Source organism: Amnibacterium kyonggiense (assembly GCF_004364555.1).
In the GTDB taxonomy this organism is placed as follows: Bacteria; Actinomycetota; Actinomycetes; order Actinomycetales; family Microbacteriaceae; genus Amnibacterium; species Amnibacterium kyonggiense.
On record NZ_SOAM01000001.1, the window covers coordinates 646,968 to 668,253 of the forward strand.

Sequence of the window (21,286 nt, forward strand, 5' to 3'; positions counted from 1 at the left end):
GTGAGAGGACCTGCTGCACCCGTGCCTGAAGCCCGCATCACCGTCTCGACCGCAGCGCCGGTCGGCTCCATCGACCGTCGCGTCTTCGGCTCGTTCGTCGAGCACCTGGGGCGGTGCGTGTACGACGGCATCCACGAGCCCGGCCACCCGTCGGCCGACGAGCAGGGCTTCCGCGAGGACGTGCTCGAGCTCGTCCGCGAGCTCGGCGTGACGACCGTCCGGTACCCGGGCGGCAACTTCGTCTCCGGCTACCGCTGGGAGGACGGGGTCGGGCCGAAGGACCGGCGCCCCGTGCGCCGCGACCTCGCCTGGCACTCCACCGAGACGAATCAGGTCGGGCTGCACGAGTTCGCGCACTGGAACACGAAGGCGGGCAGCGAGCCGATGCTCGCGATCAACCTCGGCACCCGCGACGAGCTCGCGGCCCTCGACCTCCTCGAGTACACGAACCTCCCGGTCGGGTCGACACTGTCCGACGAGCGTGCGGCGAACGGCGCCACGGACGGCTTCGGCGTGAAGATGTGGTGCCTCGGCAACGAGATGGACGGGCCGTGGCAGCTCGGCCACCGCAGCGCGGAGGACTACGGCAAGCTCGCCAGCCGGACCGCGAAGGCCCTCCGGCAGCTGCAGCCCGACCTCGACCTGGTCGTCTGCGGCAGCTCCGGACGTGGCATGCCGACGTTCGGCAGCTGGGAGCGCGTGGTCCTCGAGCACACCTACGAGGACGTCGACTTCATCTCGGCGCACGCGTACTACGAGCCGCACGACGGCGACGTCGACAGCTTCCTCGCCTCGGCGGTCGACATGGACCGCTTCATCGAGGCCGTCGCCGCCACGGCGGACGCGGTGAAGGCCGAGCTGCGGCACGACAAGACGATCTTCATCTCGTTCGACGAGTGGAACGTCTGGTACCAGTCCCGGTACCACGACACCGACAAGGTGGAGGGCCTGGACAACTGGCCGATCGCGCCGCGGCTGCTCGAGGACGTGTACACCGTCACGGACGCGGTCGTCTTCGGCAGCCTGATGATCTCGCTGCTCAAGCACGCGGACCGCGTGAAGGCCGCGAGCCTCGCGCAGCTCGTCAACGTGATCGCCCCGATCATGACCGAGCCGGGCGGGCCGGCCTGGCGCCAGACGACGTTCTTCCCGTTCGCGATCACCGCCCGTCTGGCGCAGGGCGAGGCGCTGCAGGTGGGGATCGACGCCCCGACCATCACGACGAAGGCGTACGGCGACGTCCCCGCCGTCGACGCCGTCGTCACGCGCGGCGACGCGGGCGCGGGCGTGTTCCTCGTCAACCGGCACCGCACGGAGCCGATCACGGTGACCGTGGACCTCGAGGGGCTGCGGACCGCGTCGATCAGCGAGACGCACCTCATCGCGGACGACGACCCGGACGCGGCGAACACGCTCGAGGACCAGGAGCGCGTCCGCCCGACGCCGAACGACACGGCGGCGATCCAGGACGGCGTCCTCACCGTCACCCTGCCGCCCGTGTCCTGGACGGCGATCGGACTCACCGCGTAGCCCCTGACCGGATCCGCTCGCGGATCCACCCCGAATGCACGACGAGGAGGTCGAGCACATGGCGGACACGTTCCTCCGCAGCCCGATGACGAGGAGGGGCCTGCTCTCGGCGGGCATCGCGGCGATGGCGGTGCCCGCGCTCGCCGCGTGCTCGAGCCCCGTCGTCGCGGGCCTCACCGGTGCCGAGCTGGATCCGAGGACACTCGTGTTCTGGAACCTGTTCGGCGGCGGCGACGGCAGCCGGATGCAGGAGATGTAGGCGGTCTACCAGAAGGCGAACGGCGGCCCGTCGTCGCTGCAGGCGACCGTCTTAGCGTGGGGCAACCCGTACTACTCGAAGCTCACGCTCGCGACCGTGGGGAACAAGCCGCCCGACGTCGCCGTGGCGCACCTCACGCGAGCGAAGCTGCTGGCGCAGGGCGGCGTGCTCGACGAGATCACGCAGGAGGACCTCGCGTCCGTCGGCCTGTCGTCCGGCGACCTCGACCAGAAGTCGTGGGCGTCGCAGCGGACCGACGGCAGGGACATCGCGATCCCGCTCGACACCCACCCGTTCGTCATGTTCTTCAACCAGGACGTGATCGACAAGGCGGGGCTGCTGGAGAACGGGAAGCTCAAGACGATCACGGGGCTGCAGGAGTTCGAGGCGGCGCTCGCGGAGGTGAGCAAGGTCACCGGCGGCGTCGCGATCACGTCCGCGAACGTCAACGAGACCGCGACGCCGTGGCGCCTGTTCCAGACGCTCTACAGCCAGATCAGCGGTGCGACGCCCTACCTCGGCGACGACGGGCGCACCCTCACGGTCGACCAGGACGCGGCGAAGGAGGTGCTCGGCACCATCGCGAAGTGGAGCTCGAAGGGGTGGCTCAACAAGGCGCTCGACTACGCGGGCAGCCAGACGCCCATGTTCACCGGCAAGGCCGGCTTCTACCTCCAGGGCGAGTGGGAGATCACGACGGCGCAGTCCATCAAGGGCCTGAAGTTCGGCATGGTCCCCGTGCCGCAGCTCTTCGACAAGCCGGCCAGCCAGGCCGACTCCCACACCTTCGTGCTCCCGAAGAAGGACCGCACGCCCGAGCAGCGCAAGCAGGCGATGGGCTTCATCAAGTCGATGCTCGACCAGAGCTACACCTGGGCGCAGGGCGGTCACGTCCCCGCCTACCTCCCGCTCCGGGACAGCCAGAAGTACAAGGACCTCGAGCCGCAGGCCGACTACGCGGCGGCGGCCGACAACGCCGCCTACGACCCGTCGGCCTGGTACTCGGGCTCCGGCTCGACCTTCGAGACGATCGTCGGCTCGCAGTTCGCGCTCGTCCAGCAGGGCGCCTCGTCGCCGGACGGCGCGCTCAAGTCGGCGAGCGACCAGCTCCAGACCTACCTGAAGACCCCGTCCCCGCTCTGATCCGCCCCGAGAACCGGAAGGCCATCGCAATGACGCAAGCCATCTCCGTCCCACCCGCGGGGGTCGCGGCCCGATCACGCGGGTCCAACCCCGTCGACCGCGGCGGCGCCCGCGCCGGGTGGGGGTTCATCGCCCCGTTCGGGCTGTTCTACCTGCTGTTCCTCCTCGGCCCCGTGGTCGTGATGCTCGTGGCGAGCTTCTTCAACAGCTCGACCGTCCAGTCGGGGCTCGGCTCCTTCGCCGGGTTCGGCAACTACGCCGAGATGTTCGGCCGCGCCGACTTCTGGGACGCGATGTGGCACACGGTGCAGTTCACGATCTACACGACGCCGCCGCTCGTGATCCTCGGCTTCGTCCTCGCCGTGCTGACGAACCGCATCCGACGCGGGCAGTGGTTCTTCCGCCTCGCGTTCTTCCTGCCGTTCGTGCTCCCCTCGGCGACGATCTCGCTGATCTGGCTGTTCATCTTCACGCCGGGCAGCGGGCTCTGGGCGCTGGGGGAGCAGCTCATCGGGCTCACACCCGGACCGGGCGTGCTCGCCGGGCCGGGCACGGCCATGATCGGCGTCGCCCTCGCCACCATCTGGTGGACCCTCGGCTTCAACTTCGTGCTCTACCTCGCCGGGCTGCAGGAGATCCCGCGGGAGCTGTACGAGGCCGCCGCCGTCGACGGGGCCTCGCAGTGGGAGCAGATCCGCTTCATCACCCTGCCGCTGCTGAAGCGCACGACGACGCTCGTGATCCTGCTGCAGATCATCGCCAGCCTGAAGATCTTCGACCAGGTGTACCTGATGACCCAGGGCGGCCCGGGCACCGCGACGCAGGTCGCGCTCGGCCTCGTCACCAGCACCGCGTTCACCGACAACCGCATCGGCGCGGCCTCCGCCGCCTCCACCGTCCTCTTCGTCCTGATCGTCGTCATCGCGGTGGTCCGGCAGCTCACCGACCGCACGAAGGAGGCGTGAGATGACCTCGACGCCCACCACCACGCGACGTTCCTCCGCCGTCCGCCGGGCGGTCTCGCCGGCGGCGCCCGCCCGAGCGGTCCCGGCGGAGGCGAGCCGGCGCAGCGACCGCGTCTTCAACGTCGTCGCGCTGGTCGTCCTGATCGTGCTCGCGATCCTGTGGCTGATCCCGAGCCTCTTCGCGCTGAAGACGTCGCTGACCGAGAACGGCACCGCCGCGCTCGGCGCGGGCCAGATCATCTCGTCGTTCTCGCCGACGCTGCACTCCTACGCGTCGCTGCTGCAGGCCGGCGACATCTGGAACTGGTACATCGCGAGCGGCATCACCAGCGTCCTGACGACCGTGCTGACGGTGCTGTTCGCCTCGATGGCGGCGTTCGCCCTGTCGCGGCTGATGTTCCGCGGCCGGAACGTCGTGTTCCTGCTGATCGTGCTCGGGATCATGATCCCGACGCAGGTGCTGATCGTCCCGATCTTCCAGATGCTCGGCGCCGTGAACCTGCTCAACACCTACTGGGGGGTGATCCTGCCGCAGGTGCCGGCGGTCATCGCGGTGTTCATCTTCAAGCAGTTCTTCGACGGCATCCCGAAGGACCTGGAGGAGGCCGCGCGCATCGACGGCGCCAGCCGGTGGCGCGTGTACTGGTCGGTGATCATGCCGCTCTCGCGGCCGGTGATCGCGGCGGTGTCGATCCTCACGTTCGTGGGCGTCTGGAACAACCTGCTGCTGCCGCTGTTCGTGGTCGCGAACCCGAACCTCATGACCATCCCCGTCGGCCTCGCCACGGTGCAGGGCAGCTTCGGCCAGCGCTACTCGGACATCCAGGCCGGGGCCGTGCTGGGCGCCCTCCCGCTCGTGGTCCTCTACGTGATCTTCCAGCGCCAGATCGTGGAGGGCGTCACGGGCAGCGGCCTCAAGGGCTGACCCGCCTGCGCGGGCCGTGGACGAGCGCGCGGGCGGCCGCCCGTGCACTCGTCCGTCGCGCGTGCAGTCCGCGCTCCGCTCCTCCCCAGGGCTCGATCGACGCGCGGGCGACCGCGGGCCGATCTCCGCACGCACCGGTGCGCGCAGGATCCCGGCGTGCTGCTGGACGAGGCGAGACGGCTCTTGATCACGACCGGGTCGGCGGAGGAGCGGAGCTCCCGGGCGCTGTCCCGGCTGGTGGCGGCGGGGTCGCTCATCCGCCTGCGCCCCGGCGTGCACGTCGACGCGATCGTGTGGGCACGGCTTCGCCACGAGGAGCGGCTGCAGCTCCGCATCCTCGCGCTCGCCCTGACGTCCCGGACCCGACCGGTCTTCTCCCACTGGTCCGCTGCGGTCCTGCACGGGAAGCCGGTCCCGCGCCGGGCGTGCGACGCCGTCGACGTCGCCCTGGAGGCCTCGCGGAACCGCGTCCTCGTCGGCGCGCGGGCCCACGCGGTGGCGCTCCGGCCGGACGACGTGGTCGAGATCGACGGTCTGCTGTGCACCTCGCTGCTGCGCACGCTCGTCGACGTCGCCGCCGACGAGGGGTTCGAGGAGGCCGTCGTGCTCGGGGACGCCTTGTACGCGGCCCTCGGCGACGGGGCGAAGGAGCGCGCCCGGGCCGCCCTCGACGCATCCGGACGGCGACGGGGCGCGGCCAGGGCGGGGGCCGTACTCGATTTCGCCGACGGCCGAAGCGGATCGCCCGGCGAGTCCGTCAGTCGCGTGCGCATCCATCGGCTCGGCTTCGCCCGCCCGGAGCTGCAGGTCCCCATCGAGGTGGACGGTCACCGGTACGAGGACGACTTCGACTGGGAGGAGGTGGGCACCGCGGGGGAGTTCGACGGCGAGCTCAAGTACCGCGAGGACCGCTTCCGGCTCGGAGGCTCGGTCGCCGACGTCGTCATCCGCGAGAAGAACCGGGAGAACCGGATGCGGCGCCGCCGCCCTCGGTTCGCCCGATGGGACTGGAGCGACCTGCTCGCCGGTCGGCTCGAGCGGATCCTCCTCGACGCGTGCGTCCCCAAGCGGAACGGCCGGGCCTGACATCGTCTGCACGGTCGGCGGACGACTGCGCGGGCGCCCGCGCACACACTCGTCCGCCGAGCACGCAGACGCTGTCGCGGAGGTCGGCAGACCGGACCGTGCCGCTGTTCGCCCACCGCGACACGCCCGGGTTGCACCCCGTCCAGGGGCGTGGCAAGATATCGGGGTTCCACATTCCGGGTGGACCGCTCGCGGATAGCGCAGTCGGGCCTCCGGATCACTGTCAGGCTGTGCACGATCCTTCGAGGTCGGGCCGCGGGCAGCAGAACACCTCGGCGCTCCGGTGCCGTGTCCTCGCGGGCGCGGTGGGGCGTGCGCGGATCCGCTGCGGACTCGTTCCGCCAGGGCGGGCAGCGCATGCGCGGACGGGGAGCCGACACCCAAAGCAGAACAGCGGTGCGGATCGCGCTGCGCACACGGGGTCACCCGTGAGCGCCGGGCGAGATGGCCGGAAGCCACCCACGAGCCGCGCGTCACGAACGCGCACGGAACGAGGAATCCATGGCGGGACAGAAGATCCGCATCCGACTGAAGTCGTACGACCACGCCGGGCTCGACAGCTCCGCGCGGAAGATCGTCGACACGGTCACGCGCGCCGGCGCCACGGTCGTCGGCCCGGTGCCGCTGCCCACGGAGAAGAACGTGATCGCCGTGATCCGTTCTCCCCACAAGTACAAGGACAGCCGCGAGCACTTCGAGATGCGCACCCACAAGCGGCTCATCGACATCATCGACCCGACGCCGAAGGCCGTCGACTCGCTCATGCGGCTCGACCTCCCCGCCGACGTCAACATCGAGATCAAGCTCTAGGAGAGGAACGGATGTCCACCGCGACCCGCACGTTCTCCGGTCTTCTCGGCACGAAGCTCGGCATGACCCAGGTCTGGGGCGAGGGCAACAAGCTCGTCCCCGTCACGGTCATCCAGGTGACCCCGAACGTCGTCACCCAGATCCGCACGGCTGAGAAGGACGGCTACGAGGCCGTCCAGATCGCCGCCGGCGCCATCGACCCGCGCAAGTCGAACAAGCCGGAGGCCGGCCACTTCGCCGCCGCCGGCGTCACGCCCCGCCGCCACCTCGCCGAGGTCCGCACCGCGAACGCCGCCGAGTACTCGCTCGGCCAGGAGCTCTCGGTCGAGGTCTTCGAGGCCGGCAAGAAGGTCGACGTCGTCGGCACCAGCAAGGGCAAGGGCACCGCCGGTGTCATGAAGCGCCACAACTTCAAGGGCGTGTCCGCGAGCCACGGTTCGCACCGCAACCACCGCAAGCCCGGCTCGATCGGCGCGTCCTCGACGCCGTCGCGCGTCTTCAAGGGCATGCGCATGGCCGGCCGCATGGGCAACGAGCGCGTCACCGTGCTCGGCCTGACCGTGCACGCCGTCGACGCCGAGAAGGGCCTGCTGCTCGTCAAGGGCGCCGTCCCCGGCGCCAAGGGCCGCCTCGTGTTCATCCGCGACGCCGTGAAGGGGAACTGACCATGGCCGCTCCTAAGAACCTGCCGATCGAGCTCTTCGACGTGCCGACGAACGTCCCCCTGATCCACCAGGTGGTCGTCGCGCAGCTCGCCGCCGCTCGCCAGGGCACGCACAAGACGAAGAACCGCGGCGAGGTCTCCGGTTCGGGCGTCAAGCCGTTCAAGCAGAAGGGCACCGGCCGGTCCCGCCAGGGTTCGGTGCGTGCGCCGGAGCACCGCGGCGGTGGCGTGGTCCACGGCCCGACGCCCCGCGACTACTCGCAGCGCACCCCCAAGAAGATGATCGCCGCGGCCCTGCTCGGCGCGCTGTCGGACCGCGCCCGCAACGGCCGCATCCACGAGGTCGAGCTCGAGCTGAACGGCGTTCCGTCGACCAAGGCGGCCGTCGCGGCCCTCGCCGCGACCCGCAACGGCAAGCGCCAGCTCGTCGTGCTCGACCGCGAGGACGTCGTCGCGCAGAAGAGCATCCGCAACCTGCGCGGCGTCGAGGTCCTGTTCGTCGACCAGCTCAACGCGTACGACGTGCTGAAGAGCGACGACGTCGTGTTCACCCCCGCCGCCCTCAACGCCTTCATCGAGGCGAAGGGCGCCGCCGTCGAGGAGGTCTCCGCGTGAGCGCCATCGATTACAAGGACCCGCGCGACGTGATCCTGCGTCCCGTGGTCTCCGAGAAGAGCTACGGCCTGATCGACGAGGGCAAGTACACGTTCCTCGTCGACCCCCGGGCGAACAAGACCGAGATCAAGCTCGCGATCGAGAAGATCTTCGGCGTCCAGGTCAAGTCCGTCACGACGGCGAACCGCACCGGCAAGACCAGCCGCACCAAGTACGGCACCGGCAAGCGCAAGGACACCAAGCGCGCCATCGTGTCGCTGAAGTCCGGCTCGATCGACATCTTCACGGCTGTCGGCTGAGGCACGGGAGGTAGGAACACATGGCAATCCGCAACTACAAGCCGACCACGCCCGGTCGTCGCGGCTCGTCGGTCTCCGAGTTCACGGAGATCACCCGCTCGACGCCCGAGAAGAGCCTGCTGCGCCCGCTGCCGAAGACCGGTGGCCGCAACGCGCAGGGCCGGATCACCACCCGTCACATCGGTGGCGGTCACAAGCGCCAGTACCGAGTCATCGACTTCCGCCGCTCCGACAAGGACGGCGTGAACGCCCGCGTCGCGGAGATCGAGTACGACCCGAACCGCACCGCGCGCATCGCGCTGCTGCACTTCGTGGACGGCGAGAAGCGCTACATCCTCGCGCCGAACCGCATCAAGCAGGGCGACGTCGTCGAGACGGGCCCGGGCGCGGACATCAAGCCGGGCAACAACCTGCCGCTGAAGAACATCCCGGTCGGCACGATCGTGCACGCGATCGAGCTGAAGCCGGGCGGCGGCGCCAAGATGGCCCGCTCCGCCGGTGCCTCCGTCCGCCTCGTGGCGAAGGACGGCCCCTACGCGCAGCTCCGCCTGCCCTCGGGCGAGGTCCGCAACGTCGACGTCCGCTGCCGCGCGACGATCGGCGAGGTCGGCAACGCCGAGCAGTCGAACATCAACTGGGGCAAGGCCGGCCGCATGCGCTGGAAGGGCGTCCGGCCGACGGTCCGCGGTGTCGCGATGAACCCGATCGACCACCCGCACGGTGGTGGTGAGGGCAAGACCTCCGGTGGTCGCCACCCGGTCACGCCGTGGGGTCAGGCCGAAGGCCGCACCCGGCACCCGAACAAGGAGAGCGACAAGCTCATCGTCCGCCGTCGCACCGTCGGCAAGAAGCGCAAGTAGGAGTAGCGAAGAATGCCTCGCAGCCTGAAGAAGGGCCCCTTCGTCGACGACCACCTGCTGACGAAGGTGCAGAACGCCAACACGAACAACTCGAAGCAGGTCATCCGCACCTGGTCGCGTCGCTCGATGATCATCCCCGCCATGCTCGGCCACACCATCGCCGTGCACGACGGCCGCAAGCACATCCCCGTGTTCGTGACGGAGGCGATGGTCGGGCACAAGCTCGGCGAGTTCGCCCCCACCCGCACGTTCCGCGGGCACGAGAAGGACGACAAGAAGGGTCGTCGCCGCTAAGCGCGGCGACGAGAAGGAGACAGTCATGGTGGAGTCCACCGCGCGGCTGCGGCAGGTCCGCATCACCCCGCAGAAGGCCCGTCGCGTCGTCGACCTCATCCGCGGCAAGCAGGCCGCGGAGGCCCTCGCGATCCTCAAGTTCTCGCCGCAGGCCGCGGCGACCCCGGTGTACAAGCTCGTCGCCTCGGCGATGGCGAACGCCAAGGTCAAGGCCGACGCGGAGAACACCTACCTCGATGAGCAGGACCTGTTCATCCAGCGCGCGTTCGTGGACGAGGGCACCACGCTCAAGCGGTTCCAGCCGCGAGCGCAGGGCCGCGCGTTCCGCATCAACAAGCGCACCTCGCACATCACCGTCGTGCTGTCGACCCCCGCGGTCGACGACGAGGGCACCACGCAGAAGAAGGGGAACCGCTGATGGGCCAGAAGGTCAACCCGTACGGCTTCCGCCTCGGCATCACCACCGACCACACCTCGCGCTGGTTCTCGGACTCGCAGAAGGTCGGTCAGCGGTACAAGGACTTCGTGGCGGAGGACGTCAAGATCCGACGCCTCCTCCTGAAGAACCTCGACCGCGCCGGCGTGGCGAAGATCGAGATCGAGCGCACCCGCGACCGCGTCCGCGTGGACATCCACACGGCGCGCCCGGGCATCGTCATCGGCCGCCGCGGCGCCGAGGCCGAGCGCATCCGCGCCGACCTCGAGAAGCTCACCAAGAAGCAGATCCAGCTGAACATCCTCGAGGTGAAGAACCCCGAGGCCGAGGCGCAGCTGGTCGCGCAGGGCATCGCCGAGCAGCTCTCCGCCCGCGTGGCGTTCCGCCGCGCGATGCGCAAGGGCCTGCAGAGCGCGCAGCGCGCCGGCGCCAAGGGCGTCCGCGTGCAGGTCTCCGGCCGCCTCGGCGGCGCGGAGATGAGCCGCTCGGAGTTCTACCGCGAGGGTCGCGTTCCCCTGCACACGCTCCGCGCCAACATCGACTACGGCTTCTACGAGGCCAAGACGACGTTCGGCCGCATCGGCGTGAAGGTCTGGATCTACAAGGGCGACATCACGGCCAAGGAGCTCGCTCGCGAGCAGGCCTCGCAGCCCGGCCGCAGCCGCCCGCAGCGCGACGACCGCCGTGGTGGCGGCCGCCGCAACGAGTCCCTCGAAGGAGCGAACGCCTGATGCTGATCCCACGACGCGTCAAGCACCGCAAGCAGCACCACCCGGGGCGCAGCGGTCAGGCCACCGGCGGCACGAAGGTCTCGTTCGGCGAGTTCGGCATCCAGGCCCTCACCCCGGCCTACGTGACGAACCGGCAGATCGAGTCCGCCCGTATCGCCATGACACGCCACATCAAGCGCGGCGGCAAGGTCTGGATCAACATCTACCCGGACCGCCCCCTCACGAAGAAGCCCGCCGAGACCCGCATGGGTTCCGGGAAGGGTTCGCCCGAGTGGTGGGTTGCGAACGTCAAGCCGGGCCGCGTCCTCTTCGAGGTCGCCGGCGTCGACGAGACGCTGGCGCGCGAGGCGCTGCTCCGCGCGATCCACAAGCTGCCGCTCAAGGCACGCATCATCACCCGTGAGGAGGGGGACGCCTGATGGCGATCGGAACCAAGGCCCTCGCCCCGACCGAGCTCGACTCGTTCGAGGACAGCCGCCTGACGGAGGAGCTCCGCAAGGCGAAGGAGGAGCTCTTCAACCTCCGCTTCCAGTCCGCGACCGGGCAGCTCGAGGCCCACGGGCGGGTGCGCGCAGTCAAGCGCGACATCGCCCGCATCTACACCGTGATGCGCGAGCGCGAGCTCGGCATCCGGGCCACGCCCGCGCCGGCCCCGGTCGCCGAGGCGAAGCCGAAGCGCTCCCACGCCAAGAAGGCCGAGGAGCCCACGACCACCGAGACGGCTCCTGAGGCCGCCGCGGAGTCCGAGGAGACGAAGTAATGGCGAAGGCACAGGAGACCGCGGCGACGCCCGCGACCGCCGGCCACGAGCATGGCGCGCACGACGTCCGCGATGAGACCGCCCGCGGCTACCGCAAGGCCCGCCGCGGCTACGTCGTCAGCGACAAGATGGACAAGACCATCGTCGTCGAGGTCGAGGACCGCGTGAAGCACCCGCTGTACGGCAAGGTCATCCGTCGCACGAGCAAGGTCAAGGCGCACGACGAGGCCGGCACCGCCGGCATCGGCGACCTCGTCGTGATCAGCGAGACCCGTCCGCTGTCCGCCACGAAGCGCTGGCGCCTCGTCGAGATCCTGGAGAAGGCCAAGTGATCCAGCAGGAGTCCCGCCTCAAGGTCGCCGACAACACCGGCGCCAAGGAGCTGCTCACCATCCGCGTCATGGGCGGCTCCGGCCGTCGCTACGCCGGGCTCGGCGACACGATCGTCGCGACCGTCAAGGACGCGATCCCGGGCGGCAACGTCAAGAAGGGCGATGTGGTCAAGGCCGTCATCGTCCGCACCGTGAAGGAGACCCGTCGTCCGGACGGCTCCTACATCAAGTTCGACGAGAACGCCGCCGTCATCCTGAAGAACGACGGCGATCCGCGCGGGACGCGCATCTTCGGTCCGGTCGGTCGCGAGCTCCGCGACAAGAAGTTCATGAAGATCATCTCGCTCGCACCGGAGGTGATTTGAGCATGGCCAAGATCAAGAAGGGCGACCTCGTCCAGGTGATCTCGGGCGCCACGCAGGCGCGCGGCGGCGACCGCGGCAAGCAGGGCAAGGTCCTCGAGGTCCTCGTCGAGCGCAACCGTGTCGTCGTCGAGGGCGTCAACTTCGTCACGAAGCACGCCCGCGTCGGCCAGACGCAGCGCGGCACGAAGACCGGCGGCATCGAGACCGTCGAGGCGCCCATCCACATCTCGAACGTCGCCCTCGTCGACCCCGACTCGAAGAAGCCGACCCGCGTCGGCCACCGGGTCGAGACGAAGACGGTCGACGGCGTCTCGAAGACCGTTCGCGTCCGCTACGCGAAGAAGTCCGGGAAGGACCTGTAATCCATGAGCGACACGACTGTTGCGCCGACTGAGAAAGTTCAGCCGCGCCTGAAGCAGAAGTACCGCAGCGAGATCGTGCCGAACCTCCAGAAGGAGTTCGGCTTCGGGAACATCCACCAGGTGCCCGGTCTCGTGAAGGTCGTCGTCAACTCCGGTGTCGGCGAGGCCGCCCGCGACGGCAAGATCATCGACGGCGCCGTGGCCGACCTGACCAAGATCACCGGTCAGAAGCCGCAGGTCACCCGTGCCCGCAAGTCCATCGCGCAGTTCAAGCTCCGCGAGGGCCAGCCGATCGGTGCGCACGTCACGCTGCGCGGCGACCGTGCGTGGGAGTTCCTGGACCGCCTGCTGTCGCTGGCGCTGCCCCGCATCCGCGACTTCCGCGGGCTGTCGGACCGGCAGTTCGACGGCAACGGCAACTACACCTTCGGTCTGACCGAGCAGAGCGTGTTCCACGAGATCGACCAGGACCGCATCGACCGGGTCCGCGGCTTCGACATCACGGTGGTCACGACCGCCAAGACCGACGACGAGGGTCGGGCCCTGCTCCGCGCCCTCGGCTTCCCGTTCCGCGCCGCCTCCTAGGCGCCGCGGAGCTCCGTACGAGGTCCGGGGAACGTCCCCGGAAACCTGACGAAAGTAGAACCCCATGACGATGACCGATCCGGTCGCGGACCTGCTCACGCGGGTGCGCAACGCGAACTCGGCCTTCCACGAGACGGTGTCCCTGCCGCACTCGAAGCTGAAGGCCGGTATCGCCGAGATCCTGAAGCGCGAGGGCTACATCGCCGACTGGAGCGTCGCCGACGCCCGCGTCGGCAAGACCCTGACGCTCGACCTCAAGTACGGCCCGAACCGCGAGCGGTCGATCGCCGGCATCAAGCGCGTCTCGAAGCCCGGCCTCCGCGTGTACGCGAAGTCCACGGAGCTCCCCACGGTGCTCGGCGGCCTCGGCGTCGCGATCCTGTCCACCTCCTCCGGCCTCCTCACGGACCGGCAGGCGACCAAGAAGGGCGTCGGCGGGGAAGTCCTCGCCTACGTGTGGTGATCTGACATGTCGCGAATCGGACGACTCCCCATCGACATCCCCTCCGGGGTCGACGTCACCATCGTCGGCTCGGCCGTGACGGTGAAGGGCCCGAAGGGCACGCTGAACCACGTCATCCCCGCCCCGCTCACCGCGGCGGTCGAGGACGGCAAGGTCGTCGTGTCCCGCCCGGACGACGAGCGCCGCTCGAAGTCCCTCCACGGCCTCACCCGCACGCTGATCGCCAACCAGATCACGGGTGTGACCGCGGGCTACAGCAAGGGCCTCGAGGTCGTCGGCACCGGCTACCGCGTGCAGGCCCGCGGCGCGAACATCGAGTTCGCGCTCGGCTTCTCGCACCCGGTCCTCGTCGAGCCGCCGGCCGGCATCACCTTCACGGTCGAGGGCAACAACAAGCTCACCGTGTCGGGCATCGACAAGCAGGCCGTCGGCGAGACCGCCGCCAACATCCGCAAGATCCGCAAGCCCGAGCCCTACAAGGGCAAGGGCGTCCGGTACGCCGGCGAGAACGTGCGCCGCAAGGCCGGGAAGAGTGGGAAGTAAGCATGGCCACCACCTCTCGTTCGGCCGCGCGTGACAAGCGTCACGCCCGGCTCCGCAAGCGCATCTCCGGGACCTCGACCGCTCCGCGGCTCGTGGTGAACCGGTCCGCGCGGCACGTCTTCGTGCAGGTCGTCGACGACACCGTCGGCCGCACCCTGGCGTCGGCCTCGACGCTCGAGGCGGACCTGCGCGCGTCCACGGACGACAAGACCGCCAAGGCCAAGCGCGTCGGCGAGCTCGTCGCCGAGCGCGCGAAGGCCGCCGGCATCGACTCCGTCGTGTTCGACCGCGGCGGAAACAAGTACGCGGGACGCGTGGCGGCTGTGGCCGACGGCGCCCGGGAAGGCGGGCTGAGCCTGTGAGCGACACCACCAACACCAACGCCGAGCCGGCGACGACCGACGACAGCGCGCTGCGCGCGGCCGTCGCGAAGGCCAACGCCGCGGCGCCCGAGCCCGCTGTCGAGGCGCCGGTCGAGACCGCGGCCGGCACCGACTCGGTGAGCCGTGACAACCGGCTCAGCCGGGGCCGTGGCGGCAACGACCGCGGCGGACGCGGCGGCAACGACCGCGGTGGCCGTGGCGGCAACGACCGCAACAACCGCGGCGGGGACAGCAACTTCCTCGAGCGCGTCGTCACCATCAACCGCGTCTCCAAGGTCGTGAAGGGCGGTCGTCGCTTCAGCTTCACCGCCCTCGTGATCGTCGGCGACGGCAACGGCACCGTGGGCGTCGGCTACGGCAAGGCCCGCGAGGTCCCGACCGCGATCAGCAAGGGCGTCGAAGAGGCGAAGAAGAACTTCTTCCGTGTCCCGCGCATCGCCGCGACGATCCCGCACCCCGTCCAGGGGGAGGCCGCCGCGGGTGTCGTGCTCCTGCGTCCGGCTGCCGCCGGTACCGGCGTCATCGCGGGCGGTCCCGTCCGCGCGGTCCTCGAGTGCGCGGGCATCCACGACGTGCTCTCGAAGTCGCTCGGCTCGTCCAACACCATCAACATCGTCCACGCGACGGTGGCGGCGCTGCAGCAGCTCGAGGAGCCGCGCGCGGTGGCCGGTCGTCGCGGGCTGGACATCGACGAGGTCGTCCCGGCCCGCCTCCTGCGCATGCAGGACGCGGCGGCGGCGGCCCAGAAGGCGAGTGCCTGATGGCCACGACGCTGCGAGTCACCCAGATCAAGTCCAAGGTGAGCGAGAAGCAGAACATGCGCGACACGCTCCGCAGCCTGGGCCTCCACCGCATCGGCGAGACCGTCGAGCGGCCGGACACGGCTCAGAACCGCGGGTACGTGCGCACCGTCGCCCACCTCGTCAAGGTTGAGGAGATCGACTGATGGCTGAGGCCACGACGCCGTCCACGCGCTCGCGCACGACGGCCAAGAAGGCGCCCGCCGAGGAGACGGTGGAGAAGGTGAGCCTGCTCAAGGTCCACCACCTCCGTCCCGCCGCCGGCGCGAAGAAGGACCGCACCCGCGTGGGTCGCGGTGAGGGCTCGAAGGGCAAGACCGCCGGTCGCGGCACGAAGGGCACCAAGTCGCGCTACGGCGTGCGCGCGGGCCTCGAGGGCGGCAACCTGAACTTCGTCATGCGGTCCCCGAAGCTGAAGGGCTTCAAGAACCCGTTCCGGGTCGAGTACCAGGTCGTGAACCTGGAGAAGCTCGCCGTGCTGTACCCGACCGGCGGCGACGTGACCGTCGCCGACCTGGTGGCCAAGGGCGCCGTCCGCAAGAACGAGAAGGTCAAGGTCCTCGGTTCCGGCGACATCGCGGTTAGTCTGAACGTCGCCGTCGACAAGGTGTCCGAGTCGGCGCAGCAGAAGATCGTGGCCGCTGGCGGCTCGGTCAACTGAATCGATCATGAAGGTGCCCGGGCCCGCGGGCCCGGGCACCTTCGATCGTGTGCCGCGGACGGAAAGCGCAGGTAGCCGATGCTGAGTGCCCTCACGCGGATCTTCCGCACACCGGACCTCCGGCGGAAGGTGCTGTTCACCCTCGGGATCATCGCCGTGTTCCGGCTCGGCTCGTTCGTGCCGGCGCCATTCATCGACTACGGCAACGTCCGCGCCTGTCTCGCGAGCCAGCAGAGCGGCGCGAGCGGCCTCTACGAGCTGGTCAACGTGCTGTCCGGCGGCGCGCTGCTGCAGCTGTCGATCTTCGCGCTCGGCATCATGCCGTACATCACGTCGTCGATCATCGTGCAGCTGCTGCGCGTGGTCATCCCTCGCTTCGAGGCCCTGTACAAGGAGGGCCAGGAGGGGCAGGCGCGCCTCACGCAGTACACGCGCTACCTGACGATCGCGCTCGGCGTCCTCCAGTCGACGACCCTGATCACGGTCGCCCGCAGCGGGGCCCTGTTCGGCACGACCGACACCTCCGCCTGCTCGCAGCTCGTGTCGAACAACGCCTGGTGGGCGACGGTCCTCATGGTCCTCACCATGACCGCCGGCACCGGCCTCATCATGTGGATGGGCGAGCTCATCACCGAGCGCGGGGTCGGCAACGGCATGTCGCTCCTCATCTTCACGGCGATCGCCGCGCGGTTCCCGCAGTCGATCATCGCCATCGGCCAGGCGCAGAGCCCGGAGGTCGCGGTCGTCGTCGTCGCGATCGGCGTCGTCATCGTCGGTCTGGTCGTCTACGTCGAGCAGTCGCAGCGGCGCATCCCCGTCGAGTACGCGAAGCGCATGGTCGGCCGCCGGACGTACGGCGGCAACAACACGTACATCCCGATCAAGGTGAACATGGCGGGCGTCGTGCCGGTCATCTTCGCCTCGAGCCTGCTCTACCTGCCGGCGCTGATCGCCCAGTTCAACCAGCCGCGCGACGGGTCCGCCCCGGCGCCCTGGGTGACGTGGATCCAGAACTACCTGACGACGGGCGACCACCCGCTCTACATGGCGCTGTACTTCCTCCTGATCGTGGGCTTCACGTACTTCTACGTGGCGATCACCTTCAACCCGGAGGAGGTCGCGGACAACATGAAGAAGTACGGCGGCTTCATCCCCGGCATCCGTGCGGGGCGTCCGACGGCCGAGTACCTCGACTACGTGCTGACCCGCGTCACGCTGCCCGGCTCGATCTACCTCGGCCTGCTGGCGCTGATCCCGCTCGTCGCGTTCGTCGCGATCGGGGCCAACCAGAACTTCCCGTTCGGCGGTGCCTCCCTGCTGATCATCGTCGGCGTGGGCCTCGAGACCGTGAAGCAGATCGACTCGCAGCTGCAGCAGCGGCACTACGAGGGACTGCTCCGCTGATGCGGATGCTGCTGATCGGGCCTCCGGGTGCCGGGAAGGGCACGCAGGCGGTCCGGGTGGCGGACCACTACGGCATCCCGGCGATCTCGACGGGCGACATCTTCCGCGCCAACGTGTCGGAGGGCACGCCGCTCGGGCTCCAGGCCAAGGACTACATGGACCGCGGCGCCTACGTGCCCGACGACCTGACCAACGCCCTCGTGCTCGACCGGCTCGCGCAGGAGGACGCCGGCTCGGGCTTCCTGCTCGACGGCTTCCCCCGCACGCTCGCGCAGGTGTCGACCCTCGACGACTGCCTCGAGGCGACCGAGGGCGGCCTCGACGCGGTCGTGCAGCTGACGATCGACACGGACGCGATCGTCGAGCGCCTGCTCAAGCGGGCGACGGACCAGGGCCGCAGCGACGACACGGAGGACGTGATCCGCAGGCGGCTCGACGTCTACCAGGAGCAGACCCACCCGCTCGTCGCGGTCTACGCCGAACGCGGCATCCTCGTCAGCGTCGACGGCATGGGCGAGGTCGACCAGGTGACCGATCGCATCTTCGGCGCGCTGTCCGGCCGCGTCGTGGGCTCCACGGAATGACTGGGGCGCGATCGGCCTGAGGGCCGCGGTCAGGGGAATGGATTAGGGCCCACTCCTGTTGGTGGGCTATGATCGTCCGTCGGCCACTCACGCCCTGATCCATCAGGCTGCGTGCCACGGCCGACCCGTCTGCCGGACATCCCGTCCGGTCGGCGTCCCGCATGACCAGCGATCGGTCGTGGCCGAGCCGCGACCCAGTGACGAAGTGAGGCTATGGCCAAGAAAGACGGTGTCATCGAGATCGAAGGTGCGGTCGTCGAAGCGCTGCCCAATGCGATGTTCCGAGTGGAGCTGAGCAACGGGCACAAGGTGCTCGCCCACATCTCCGGCAAGATGCGTCAGCACTACATCCGCATCCTCCCGGAGGACCGCGTGATCGTCGAGCTGAGCCCGTACGACTTGACCCGCGGCCGCATCGTCTACCGGTACAAGTAGGCCGATCGCTGAGAAGTAACGGCCGACCGGTCCGCCGGTCGGTACGAGGACAGCGAGAAGAGGAATCCCATGAAGGTCGCGCCTTCCGTCAAGCCCATCTGCGAGCACTGCCGCGTGATCCGCCGTCACGGCCGGGTCATGGTCATCTGCTCCGTGAACGTGCGTCACAAGCAGCGCCAGGGCTGATGCACCGCCCCGGACGTCCGCGTCCGGGGCGCTCCCACAACTGAACAGACACCAGCGCCACCAGATCCCTGCCGCGGAAGCGGGAGGGGGACACCTCGGGTCGGAGGCCCGAGCACCGGCGGCGCACCACACCTCCGATCCCTGAGAAGGAGCAGACGCATGGCGAGACTTGCCGGCGTCGACATCCCGCGCGAGAAGCGCGTGGAGGTCGCACTCACCTACATCTACGGCGTGGGACGCACCCGTGCCACCGAGACGCTCAAGGCGACGGGCATCGACCCGGACACCCGCGTCCGCAACCTCACCGACGACCAGCTGGTCGCGCTCCGCGACCACATCGAGGGCACCTACAAGGTGGAGGGCGACCTCCGCCGCGAGGTCGCCGCCGACATCCGCCGCAAGGTCGAGATCGGCTCCTACGAGGGTCTGCGGCACCGCCGCGGCCTGCCCGTGCGCGGTCAGCGCACGAAGACCAACGCTCGTACCCGCAAGGGCCCGAAGCGCACCGTCGCCGGCAAGAAGAAGGCCGGGCGCAAGTAGCGCTCGCCGCCCCACAGACTTCGTAGGAGAGAACAGACATGGCAGCACCGAAGGCCGGCGCGGGCCGCAAGCCCCGCCGCAAGGAGAAGAAGAACGTCGCGATTGGGCAGGCCCACATCAAGTCGACGTTCAACAACACGATCGTCTCGATCACCGACACCACGGGTGCCGTGATCAGCTGGGCCTCGTCCGGCGGCGTCGGCTTCAAGGGGTCGCGCAAGTCGACCCCGTTCGCCGCGCAGCTCGCGGCCGAGTCCGCCGCGCGTCAGGCGCAGGAGCACGGCATGAAGAAGGTCGACGTCTTCGTGAAGGGTCCGGGCTCCGGCCGCGAGACCGCGATCCGCTCCCTCCAGGCCGCGGGCCTCGAGGTCGGCTCGATCAACGACGTGACGCCGCAGGCCCACAACGGCGTCCGCCCGCCGAAGCGCCGGCGCGTCTGACCCGCAGCACTCTCCGTTTCGGAGGACGTGACGTCCTCCGAAACGGAGAGTGCTGACCCGCACACCCCCGGGCGGTCCGCCCGGACCCACCTTCGACGTGTCATATAGCGGACACGAAAGGACATCATCCCGTGCTCATCGCACAGCGCCCCACCCTCGCCGAGGAGCCCATCAGCGAGTTCCGCTCGCGGTTCGTCATCGAGCCGCTCGAGCCGGGCTTCGGCTACACCCTGGGCAACTCCCTCCGCCGCACCTTGCTGTCGTCCATCCCGGGCGCCGCGGTCACGTCCATCCGCATCGAGGGCGTCCAGCACGAGTTCACGACGATCCCCGGTGTGAAGGAGGACGTCACCGAGATCATCCTGAACATCAAGCAGCTGGTCGTCTCCTCCGAGCACGACGAGCCGATCACGGCCTACCTGCGCAAGCAGAGCGAGGGCCCCGTCACGGCCGCCGACATCTCGGCGCCCGCGGGCGTGGAGATCCACAACCCCGAGCTGCTCATCGCGACGCTGAACGACAAGGCGCGCTTCGACCTCGAGCTGACGATCGAGCGCGGCCGCGGCTACGTCTCCGCCACGCAGAACCGCAGCGAGTTCAGCGAGGCCGGCCAGATCCCGGTCGACTCGATCTACTCGCCCGTCCTCAAGGTCACCTACCGCGTCGAGGCGACGCGGGCCGGTGAGCGCACGGACTTCGACCGGCTCGTGGTGGACGTCGAGACGAAGCCGGCGATCTCGCCGCGCGACGCGATCGCCTCCGCGGGTCGGACCCTCACCGAGCTGTTCGGCCTCGCCCGCGAGCTGAACAGCGCCGCCGAGGGCATCGAGATCGGCCCGGCCCCGGTCGACCAGCTGGTCTCGTCCGAGCTGTCGATGCCGATCGAGGACCTGGACCTGTCGGTCCGCTCCTACAACTGCCTCAAGCGCGAGGGCATCAACACGGTGTCCGAGCTCGTCTCGCTCTCCGAGACGCAGCTGATGAACATCCGCAACTTCGGACAGAAGTCCGTCGACGAGGTCAAGGACAAGCTCGTCGAGCTCGGCCTGTCCCTCAAGGACGCCGTGCCCGGCTTCGACGGCACGCACTTCTACTCCGCCTACGACGACGAGGAGAACTGACCATGCCCAGGCCCACCAAGGGACCGCGTCTCGGCGGCGGACCGGCGCACGAGCGCATGCTGCTCGGCCAGCTCGCCTCGCAGCTGTTCGAGCACCGCTCCATCCAGACCACCGAGGCGAAGGCCAAGCGCCTCCGCCCGGTCGCGGAGCGCCTCGTCACGTTCGCGAAGCGCGGCGACCTCCACGCCCGTCGTCGCGTGATGCGCACCATCGGCGACAAGACGGTCGTGCACGAGCTCTTCACGGAGATCGCGCCGCTCGTCGCCGAGCGTCAGGGTGGCTACACCCGCATCGTGAAGACGGGCTTCCGGAAGGGCGACAACGCCCCGATGGCGGTCATCGAGCTCGTGCTCGAGCCGGTCACCCCGAAGCGCTCGCGCACCCGCACGGCTCCGGCCGCCGCGGCTGCGCCCGCTGCGTCGGACGTGCCGGTCGAGGAGACGAACACCGTCGAGGAGTCCGCCCCGATCGAGGCCGAGTCGGAGACGCCGGCCGCGACCGAGGTCGAGGAGTCGGCCGCCGAGACCGGCGCGGACGCGCCGGAGGCGCCGGCCCCCGCCGCGGACGAGCCGACCGTTCCGGACGAGAAGCCGGCGACGCCGGCCTCCTGATCCGCTGCGTCGCACACGCGATCGCACCACAGCACGGCAGGGCCCGCACACCGATCGGTGTGCGGGCCCTTCCGCGTCCCGGGCGCTCGGGACG

34 protein-coding genes are annotated in these 21,286 nt (G+C 69.6%); all 34 read left to right on the forward strand.

Annotated elements, in window-relative coordinates; translation table 11 throughout:
- Nucleotides 1-21: 21 nt before the first annotated feature.
- On the forward strand, nucleotides 22-1,530 hold the full coding sequence (gene arfA / locus CLV52_RS03335; protein WP_133764836.1) for an arabinosylfuranosidase ArfA: 1,509 nt from the start codon (nucleotides 22-24) through the stop codon (nucleotides 1,528-1,530).
- Nucleotides 1,531-1,564: 34 nt separating this feature from the next.
- The gene (locus CLV52_RS18825) at nucleotides 1,565-1,789 is read left to right on the forward strand and encodes a hypothetical protein (protein WP_246017939.1); all 225 of its coding nucleotides are present in this window, start codon (nucleotides 1,565-1,567) and stop codon (nucleotides 1,787-1,789) included.
- A 36-nt stretch (nucleotides 1,790-1,825) separates the two neighbouring features.
- The gene (locus tag CLV52_RS03340; protein ID WP_342773140.1) at nucleotides 1,826-2,932 is read left to right on the forward strand and encodes an extracellular solute-binding protein; all 1,107 of its coding nucleotides are present in this window, start codon (nucleotides 1,826-1,828) and stop codon (nucleotides 2,930-2,932) included.
- A 29-nt stretch (nucleotides 2,933-2,961) separates the two neighbouring features.
- The gene (locus CLV52_RS03345; protein ID WP_133764838.1) at nucleotides 2,962-3,897 is read left to right on the forward strand and encodes a carbohydrate ABC transporter permease; all 936 of its coding nucleotides are present in this window, start codon (nucleotides 2,962-2,964) and stop codon (nucleotides 3,895-3,897) included.
- 1 nt (nucleotide 3,898) lies between these two features.
- A complete protein-coding gene (locus tag CLV52_RS03350) occupies nucleotides 3,899-4,822 on the forward strand; it encodes a carbohydrate ABC transporter permease (protein WP_133764841.1) in 924 nt (307 codons plus the stop codon).
- A gap of 156 nt (nucleotides 4,823-4,978) precedes the next feature.
- Entirely contained in the window at nucleotides 4,979-5,908 is a 930-nt protein-coding gene (locus CLV52_RS03355) for a hypothetical protein (RefSeq protein ID WP_133764843.1), read from the forward strand.
- 501 nt (nucleotides 5,909-6,409) lie between these two features.
- Nucleotides 6,410-6,718, forward strand: a complete 309-nt coding sequence (gene rpsJ, locus CLV52_RS03360) for a 30S ribosomal protein S10 (protein ID WP_116648288.1) — start codon at nucleotides 6,410-6,412, stop codon at nucleotides 6,716-6,718.
- An 11-nt stretch (nucleotides 6,719-6,729) separates the two neighbouring features.
- Nucleotides 6,730-7,383, forward strand: coding sequence for a 50S ribosomal protein L3 (gene rplC / locus CLV52_RS03365; protein WP_133764845.1), 654 nt, complete (start codon nucleotides 6,730-6,732; stop codon nucleotides 7,381-7,383).
- A gap of 2 nt (nucleotides 7,384-7,385) precedes the next feature.
- The gene (rplD, locus tag CLV52_RS03370) at nucleotides 7,386-7,997 is read left to right on the forward strand and encodes a 50S ribosomal protein L4 (protein ID WP_133764847.1); all 612 of its coding nucleotides are present in this window, start codon (nucleotides 7,386-7,388) and stop codon (nucleotides 7,995-7,997) included.
- Nucleotides 7,998-8,002: 5 nt separating this feature from the next.
- Nucleotides 8,003-8,296 (forward strand): 50S ribosomal protein L23, encoded by a 294-nt coding sequence (rplW, locus tag CLV52_RS03375; RefSeq protein WP_425455674.1) that lies wholly within the window; start codon nucleotides 8,003-8,005, stop codon nucleotides 8,294-8,296.
- A gap of 20 nt (nucleotides 8,297-8,316) precedes the next feature.
- Nucleotides 8,317-9,156, forward strand: a complete 840-nt coding sequence (gene rplB / locus CLV52_RS03380) for a 50S ribosomal protein L2 (RefSeq protein ID WP_133764851.1) — start codon at nucleotides 8,317-8,319, stop codon at nucleotides 9,154-9,156.
- Nucleotides 9,157-9,168: 12 nt separating this feature from the next.
- The gene (gene rpsS, locus CLV52_RS03385) at nucleotides 9,169-9,450 is read left to right on the forward strand and encodes a 30S ribosomal protein S19 (RefSeq protein WP_133764853.1); all 282 of its coding nucleotides are present in this window, start codon (nucleotides 9,169-9,171) and stop codon (nucleotides 9,448-9,450) included.
- Nucleotides 9,451-9,475: 25 nt separating this feature from the next.
- On the forward strand, nucleotides 9,476-9,868 hold the full coding sequence (gene rplV / locus CLV52_RS03390; RefSeq protein ID WP_133764855.1) for a 50S ribosomal protein L22: 393 nt from the start codon (nucleotides 9,476-9,478) through the stop codon (nucleotides 9,866-9,868).
- The gene (gene rpsC / locus CLV52_RS03395) at nucleotides 9,868-10,617 is read left to right on the forward strand and encodes a 30S ribosomal protein S3 (protein ID WP_133764857.1); all 750 of its coding nucleotides are present in this window, start codon (nucleotides 9,868-9,870) and stop codon (nucleotides 10,615-10,617) included. The genes rplV and rpsC overlap by 1 nt, the downstream gene beginning before the upstream one ends.
- A complete protein-coding gene (rplP, locus tag CLV52_RS03400) occupies nucleotides 10,617-11,036 on the forward strand; it encodes a 50S ribosomal protein L16 (RefSeq protein ID WP_119480699.1) in 420 nt (139 codons plus the stop codon). Before rpsC ends, rplP begins: the two co-directional genes overlap by 1 nt.
- Nucleotides 11,036-11,377 carry a 50S ribosomal protein L29 gene (rpmC, locus tag CLV52_RS03405; protein WP_133764860.1) on the forward strand — a complete coding sequence of 114 codons (342 nt, stop codon included), beginning with the start codon at nucleotides 11,036-11,038 and terminating at the stop codon, nucleotides 11,375-11,377. Before rplP ends, rpmC begins: the two co-directional genes overlap by 1 nt.
- Nucleotides 11,377-11,709 carry a 30S ribosomal protein S17 gene (gene rpsQ / locus CLV52_RS03410; RefSeq protein WP_133764862.1) on the forward strand — a complete coding sequence of 111 codons (333 nt, stop codon included), beginning with the start codon at nucleotides 11,377-11,379 and terminating at the stop codon, nucleotides 11,707-11,709. Before rpmC ends, rpsQ begins: the two co-directional genes overlap by 1 nt.
- Nucleotides 11,706-12,074 (forward strand): 50S ribosomal protein L14, encoded by a 369-nt coding sequence (gene rplN, locus CLV52_RS03415; protein ID WP_133764864.1) that lies wholly within the window; start codon nucleotides 11,706-11,708, stop codon nucleotides 12,072-12,074. The genes rpsQ and rplN overlap by 4 nt, the downstream gene beginning before the upstream one ends.
- A 2-nt stretch (nucleotides 12,075-12,076) precedes the next feature.
- On the forward strand, nucleotides 12,077-12,436 hold the full coding sequence (gene rplX / locus CLV52_RS03420; RefSeq protein ID WP_133764866.1) for a 50S ribosomal protein L24: 360 nt from the start codon (nucleotides 12,077-12,079) through the stop codon (nucleotides 12,434-12,436).
- Nucleotides 12,437-12,439: 3 nt separating this feature from the next.
- A complete protein-coding gene (rplE, locus tag CLV52_RS03425) occupies nucleotides 12,440-13,021 on the forward strand; it encodes a 50S ribosomal protein L5 (protein ID WP_133764868.1) in 582 nt (193 codons plus the stop codon).
- A 64-nt stretch (nucleotides 13,022-13,085) separates the two neighbouring features.
- The gene (gene rpsH / locus CLV52_RS03430) at nucleotides 13,086-13,484 is read left to right on the forward strand and encodes a 30S ribosomal protein S8 (protein ID WP_133764871.1); all 399 of its coding nucleotides are present in this window, start codon (nucleotides 13,086-13,088) and stop codon (nucleotides 13,482-13,484) included.
- 6 nt (nucleotides 13,485-13,490) lie between these two features.
- Nucleotides 13,491-14,027, forward strand: a complete 537-nt coding sequence (gene rplF / locus CLV52_RS03435; RefSeq protein WP_133764873.1) for a 50S ribosomal protein L6 — start codon at nucleotides 13,491-13,493, stop codon at nucleotides 14,025-14,027.
- Nucleotides 14,028-14,029: 2 nt separating this feature from the next.
- Complete coding sequence (rplR, locus tag CLV52_RS03440; protein ID WP_133764875.1) at nucleotides 14,030-14,389, forward strand: 50S ribosomal protein L18; 360 nt, start codon at nucleotides 14,030-14,032, stop codon at nucleotides 14,387-14,389.
- 50 nt (nucleotides 14,390-14,439) lie between these two features.
- Nucleotides 14,440-15,171, forward strand: a complete 732-nt coding sequence (rpsE, locus tag CLV52_RS03445) for a 30S ribosomal protein S5 (RefSeq protein ID WP_133765819.1) — start codon at nucleotides 14,440-14,442, stop codon at nucleotides 15,169-15,171.
- Nucleotides 15,171-15,356, forward strand: a complete 186-nt coding sequence (rpmD, locus tag CLV52_RS03450; RefSeq protein ID WP_133764877.1) for a 50S ribosomal protein L30 — start codon at nucleotides 15,171-15,173, stop codon at nucleotides 15,354-15,356. Before rpsE ends, rpmD begins: the two co-directional genes overlap by 1 nt.
- Entirely contained in the window at nucleotides 15,356-15,871 is a 516-nt protein-coding gene (gene rplO, locus CLV52_RS03455; protein WP_133764879.1) for a 50S ribosomal protein L15, read from the forward strand. The genes rpmD and rplO overlap by 1 nt, the downstream gene beginning before the upstream one ends.
- Before the next feature lie 78 nt (nucleotides 15,872-15,949).
- Nucleotides 15,950-17,275 (forward strand): preprotein translocase subunit SecY, encoded by a 1,326-nt coding sequence (gene secY / locus CLV52_RS03460; protein WP_133764881.1) that lies wholly within the window; start codon nucleotides 15,950-15,952, stop codon nucleotides 17,273-17,275.
- The gene (locus CLV52_RS03465; RefSeq protein ID WP_211342594.1) at nucleotides 17,275-17,859 is read left to right on the forward strand and encodes an adenylate kinase; all 585 of its coding nucleotides are present in this window, start codon (nucleotides 17,275-17,277) and stop codon (nucleotides 17,857-17,859) included. Before secY ends, CLV52_RS03465 begins: the two co-directional genes overlap by 1 nt.
- Before the next feature lie 213 nt (nucleotides 17,860-18,072).
- Nucleotides 18,073-18,294: a translation initiation factor IF-1 gene (gene infA / locus CLV52_RS03470; protein ID WP_055965022.1), complete on the forward strand. Its 222-nt coding sequence runs from the start codon at nucleotides 18,073-18,075 to the stop codon at nucleotides 18,292-18,294.
- 69 nt (nucleotides 18,295-18,363) lie between these two features.
- Entirely contained in the window at nucleotides 18,364-18,480 is a 117-nt protein-coding gene (gene rpmJ, locus CLV52_RS03475; protein WP_119480711.1) for a 50S ribosomal protein L36, read from the forward strand.
- Between the two features lie 159 nt (nucleotides 18,481-18,639).
- Nucleotides 18,640-19,020 (forward strand): 30S ribosomal protein S13, encoded by a 381-nt coding sequence (rpsM, locus tag CLV52_RS03480; protein WP_133764885.1) that lies wholly within the window; start codon nucleotides 18,640-18,642, stop codon nucleotides 19,018-19,020.
- 38 nt (nucleotides 19,021-19,058) lie between these two features.
- Nucleotides 19,059-19,460, forward strand: coding sequence for a 30S ribosomal protein S11 (gene rpsK, locus CLV52_RS03485; RefSeq protein WP_119480713.1), 402 nt, complete (start codon nucleotides 19,059-19,061; stop codon nucleotides 19,458-19,460).
- Nucleotides 19,461-19,591: 131 nt separating this feature from the next.
- Nucleotides 19,592-20,581 (forward strand): DNA-directed RNA polymerase subunit alpha, encoded by a 990-nt coding sequence (locus CLV52_RS03490; RefSeq protein WP_119480714.1) that lies wholly within the window; start codon nucleotides 19,592-19,594, stop codon nucleotides 20,579-20,581.
- A gap of 2 nt (nucleotides 20,582-20,583) precedes the next feature.
- Nucleotides 20,584-21,192 (forward strand): 50S ribosomal protein L17, encoded by a 609-nt coding sequence (gene rplQ, locus CLV52_RS03495; protein WP_133764887.1) that lies wholly within the window; start codon nucleotides 20,584-20,586, stop codon nucleotides 21,190-21,192.
- Nucleotides 21,193-21,286: the final 94 nt, after the last annotated feature.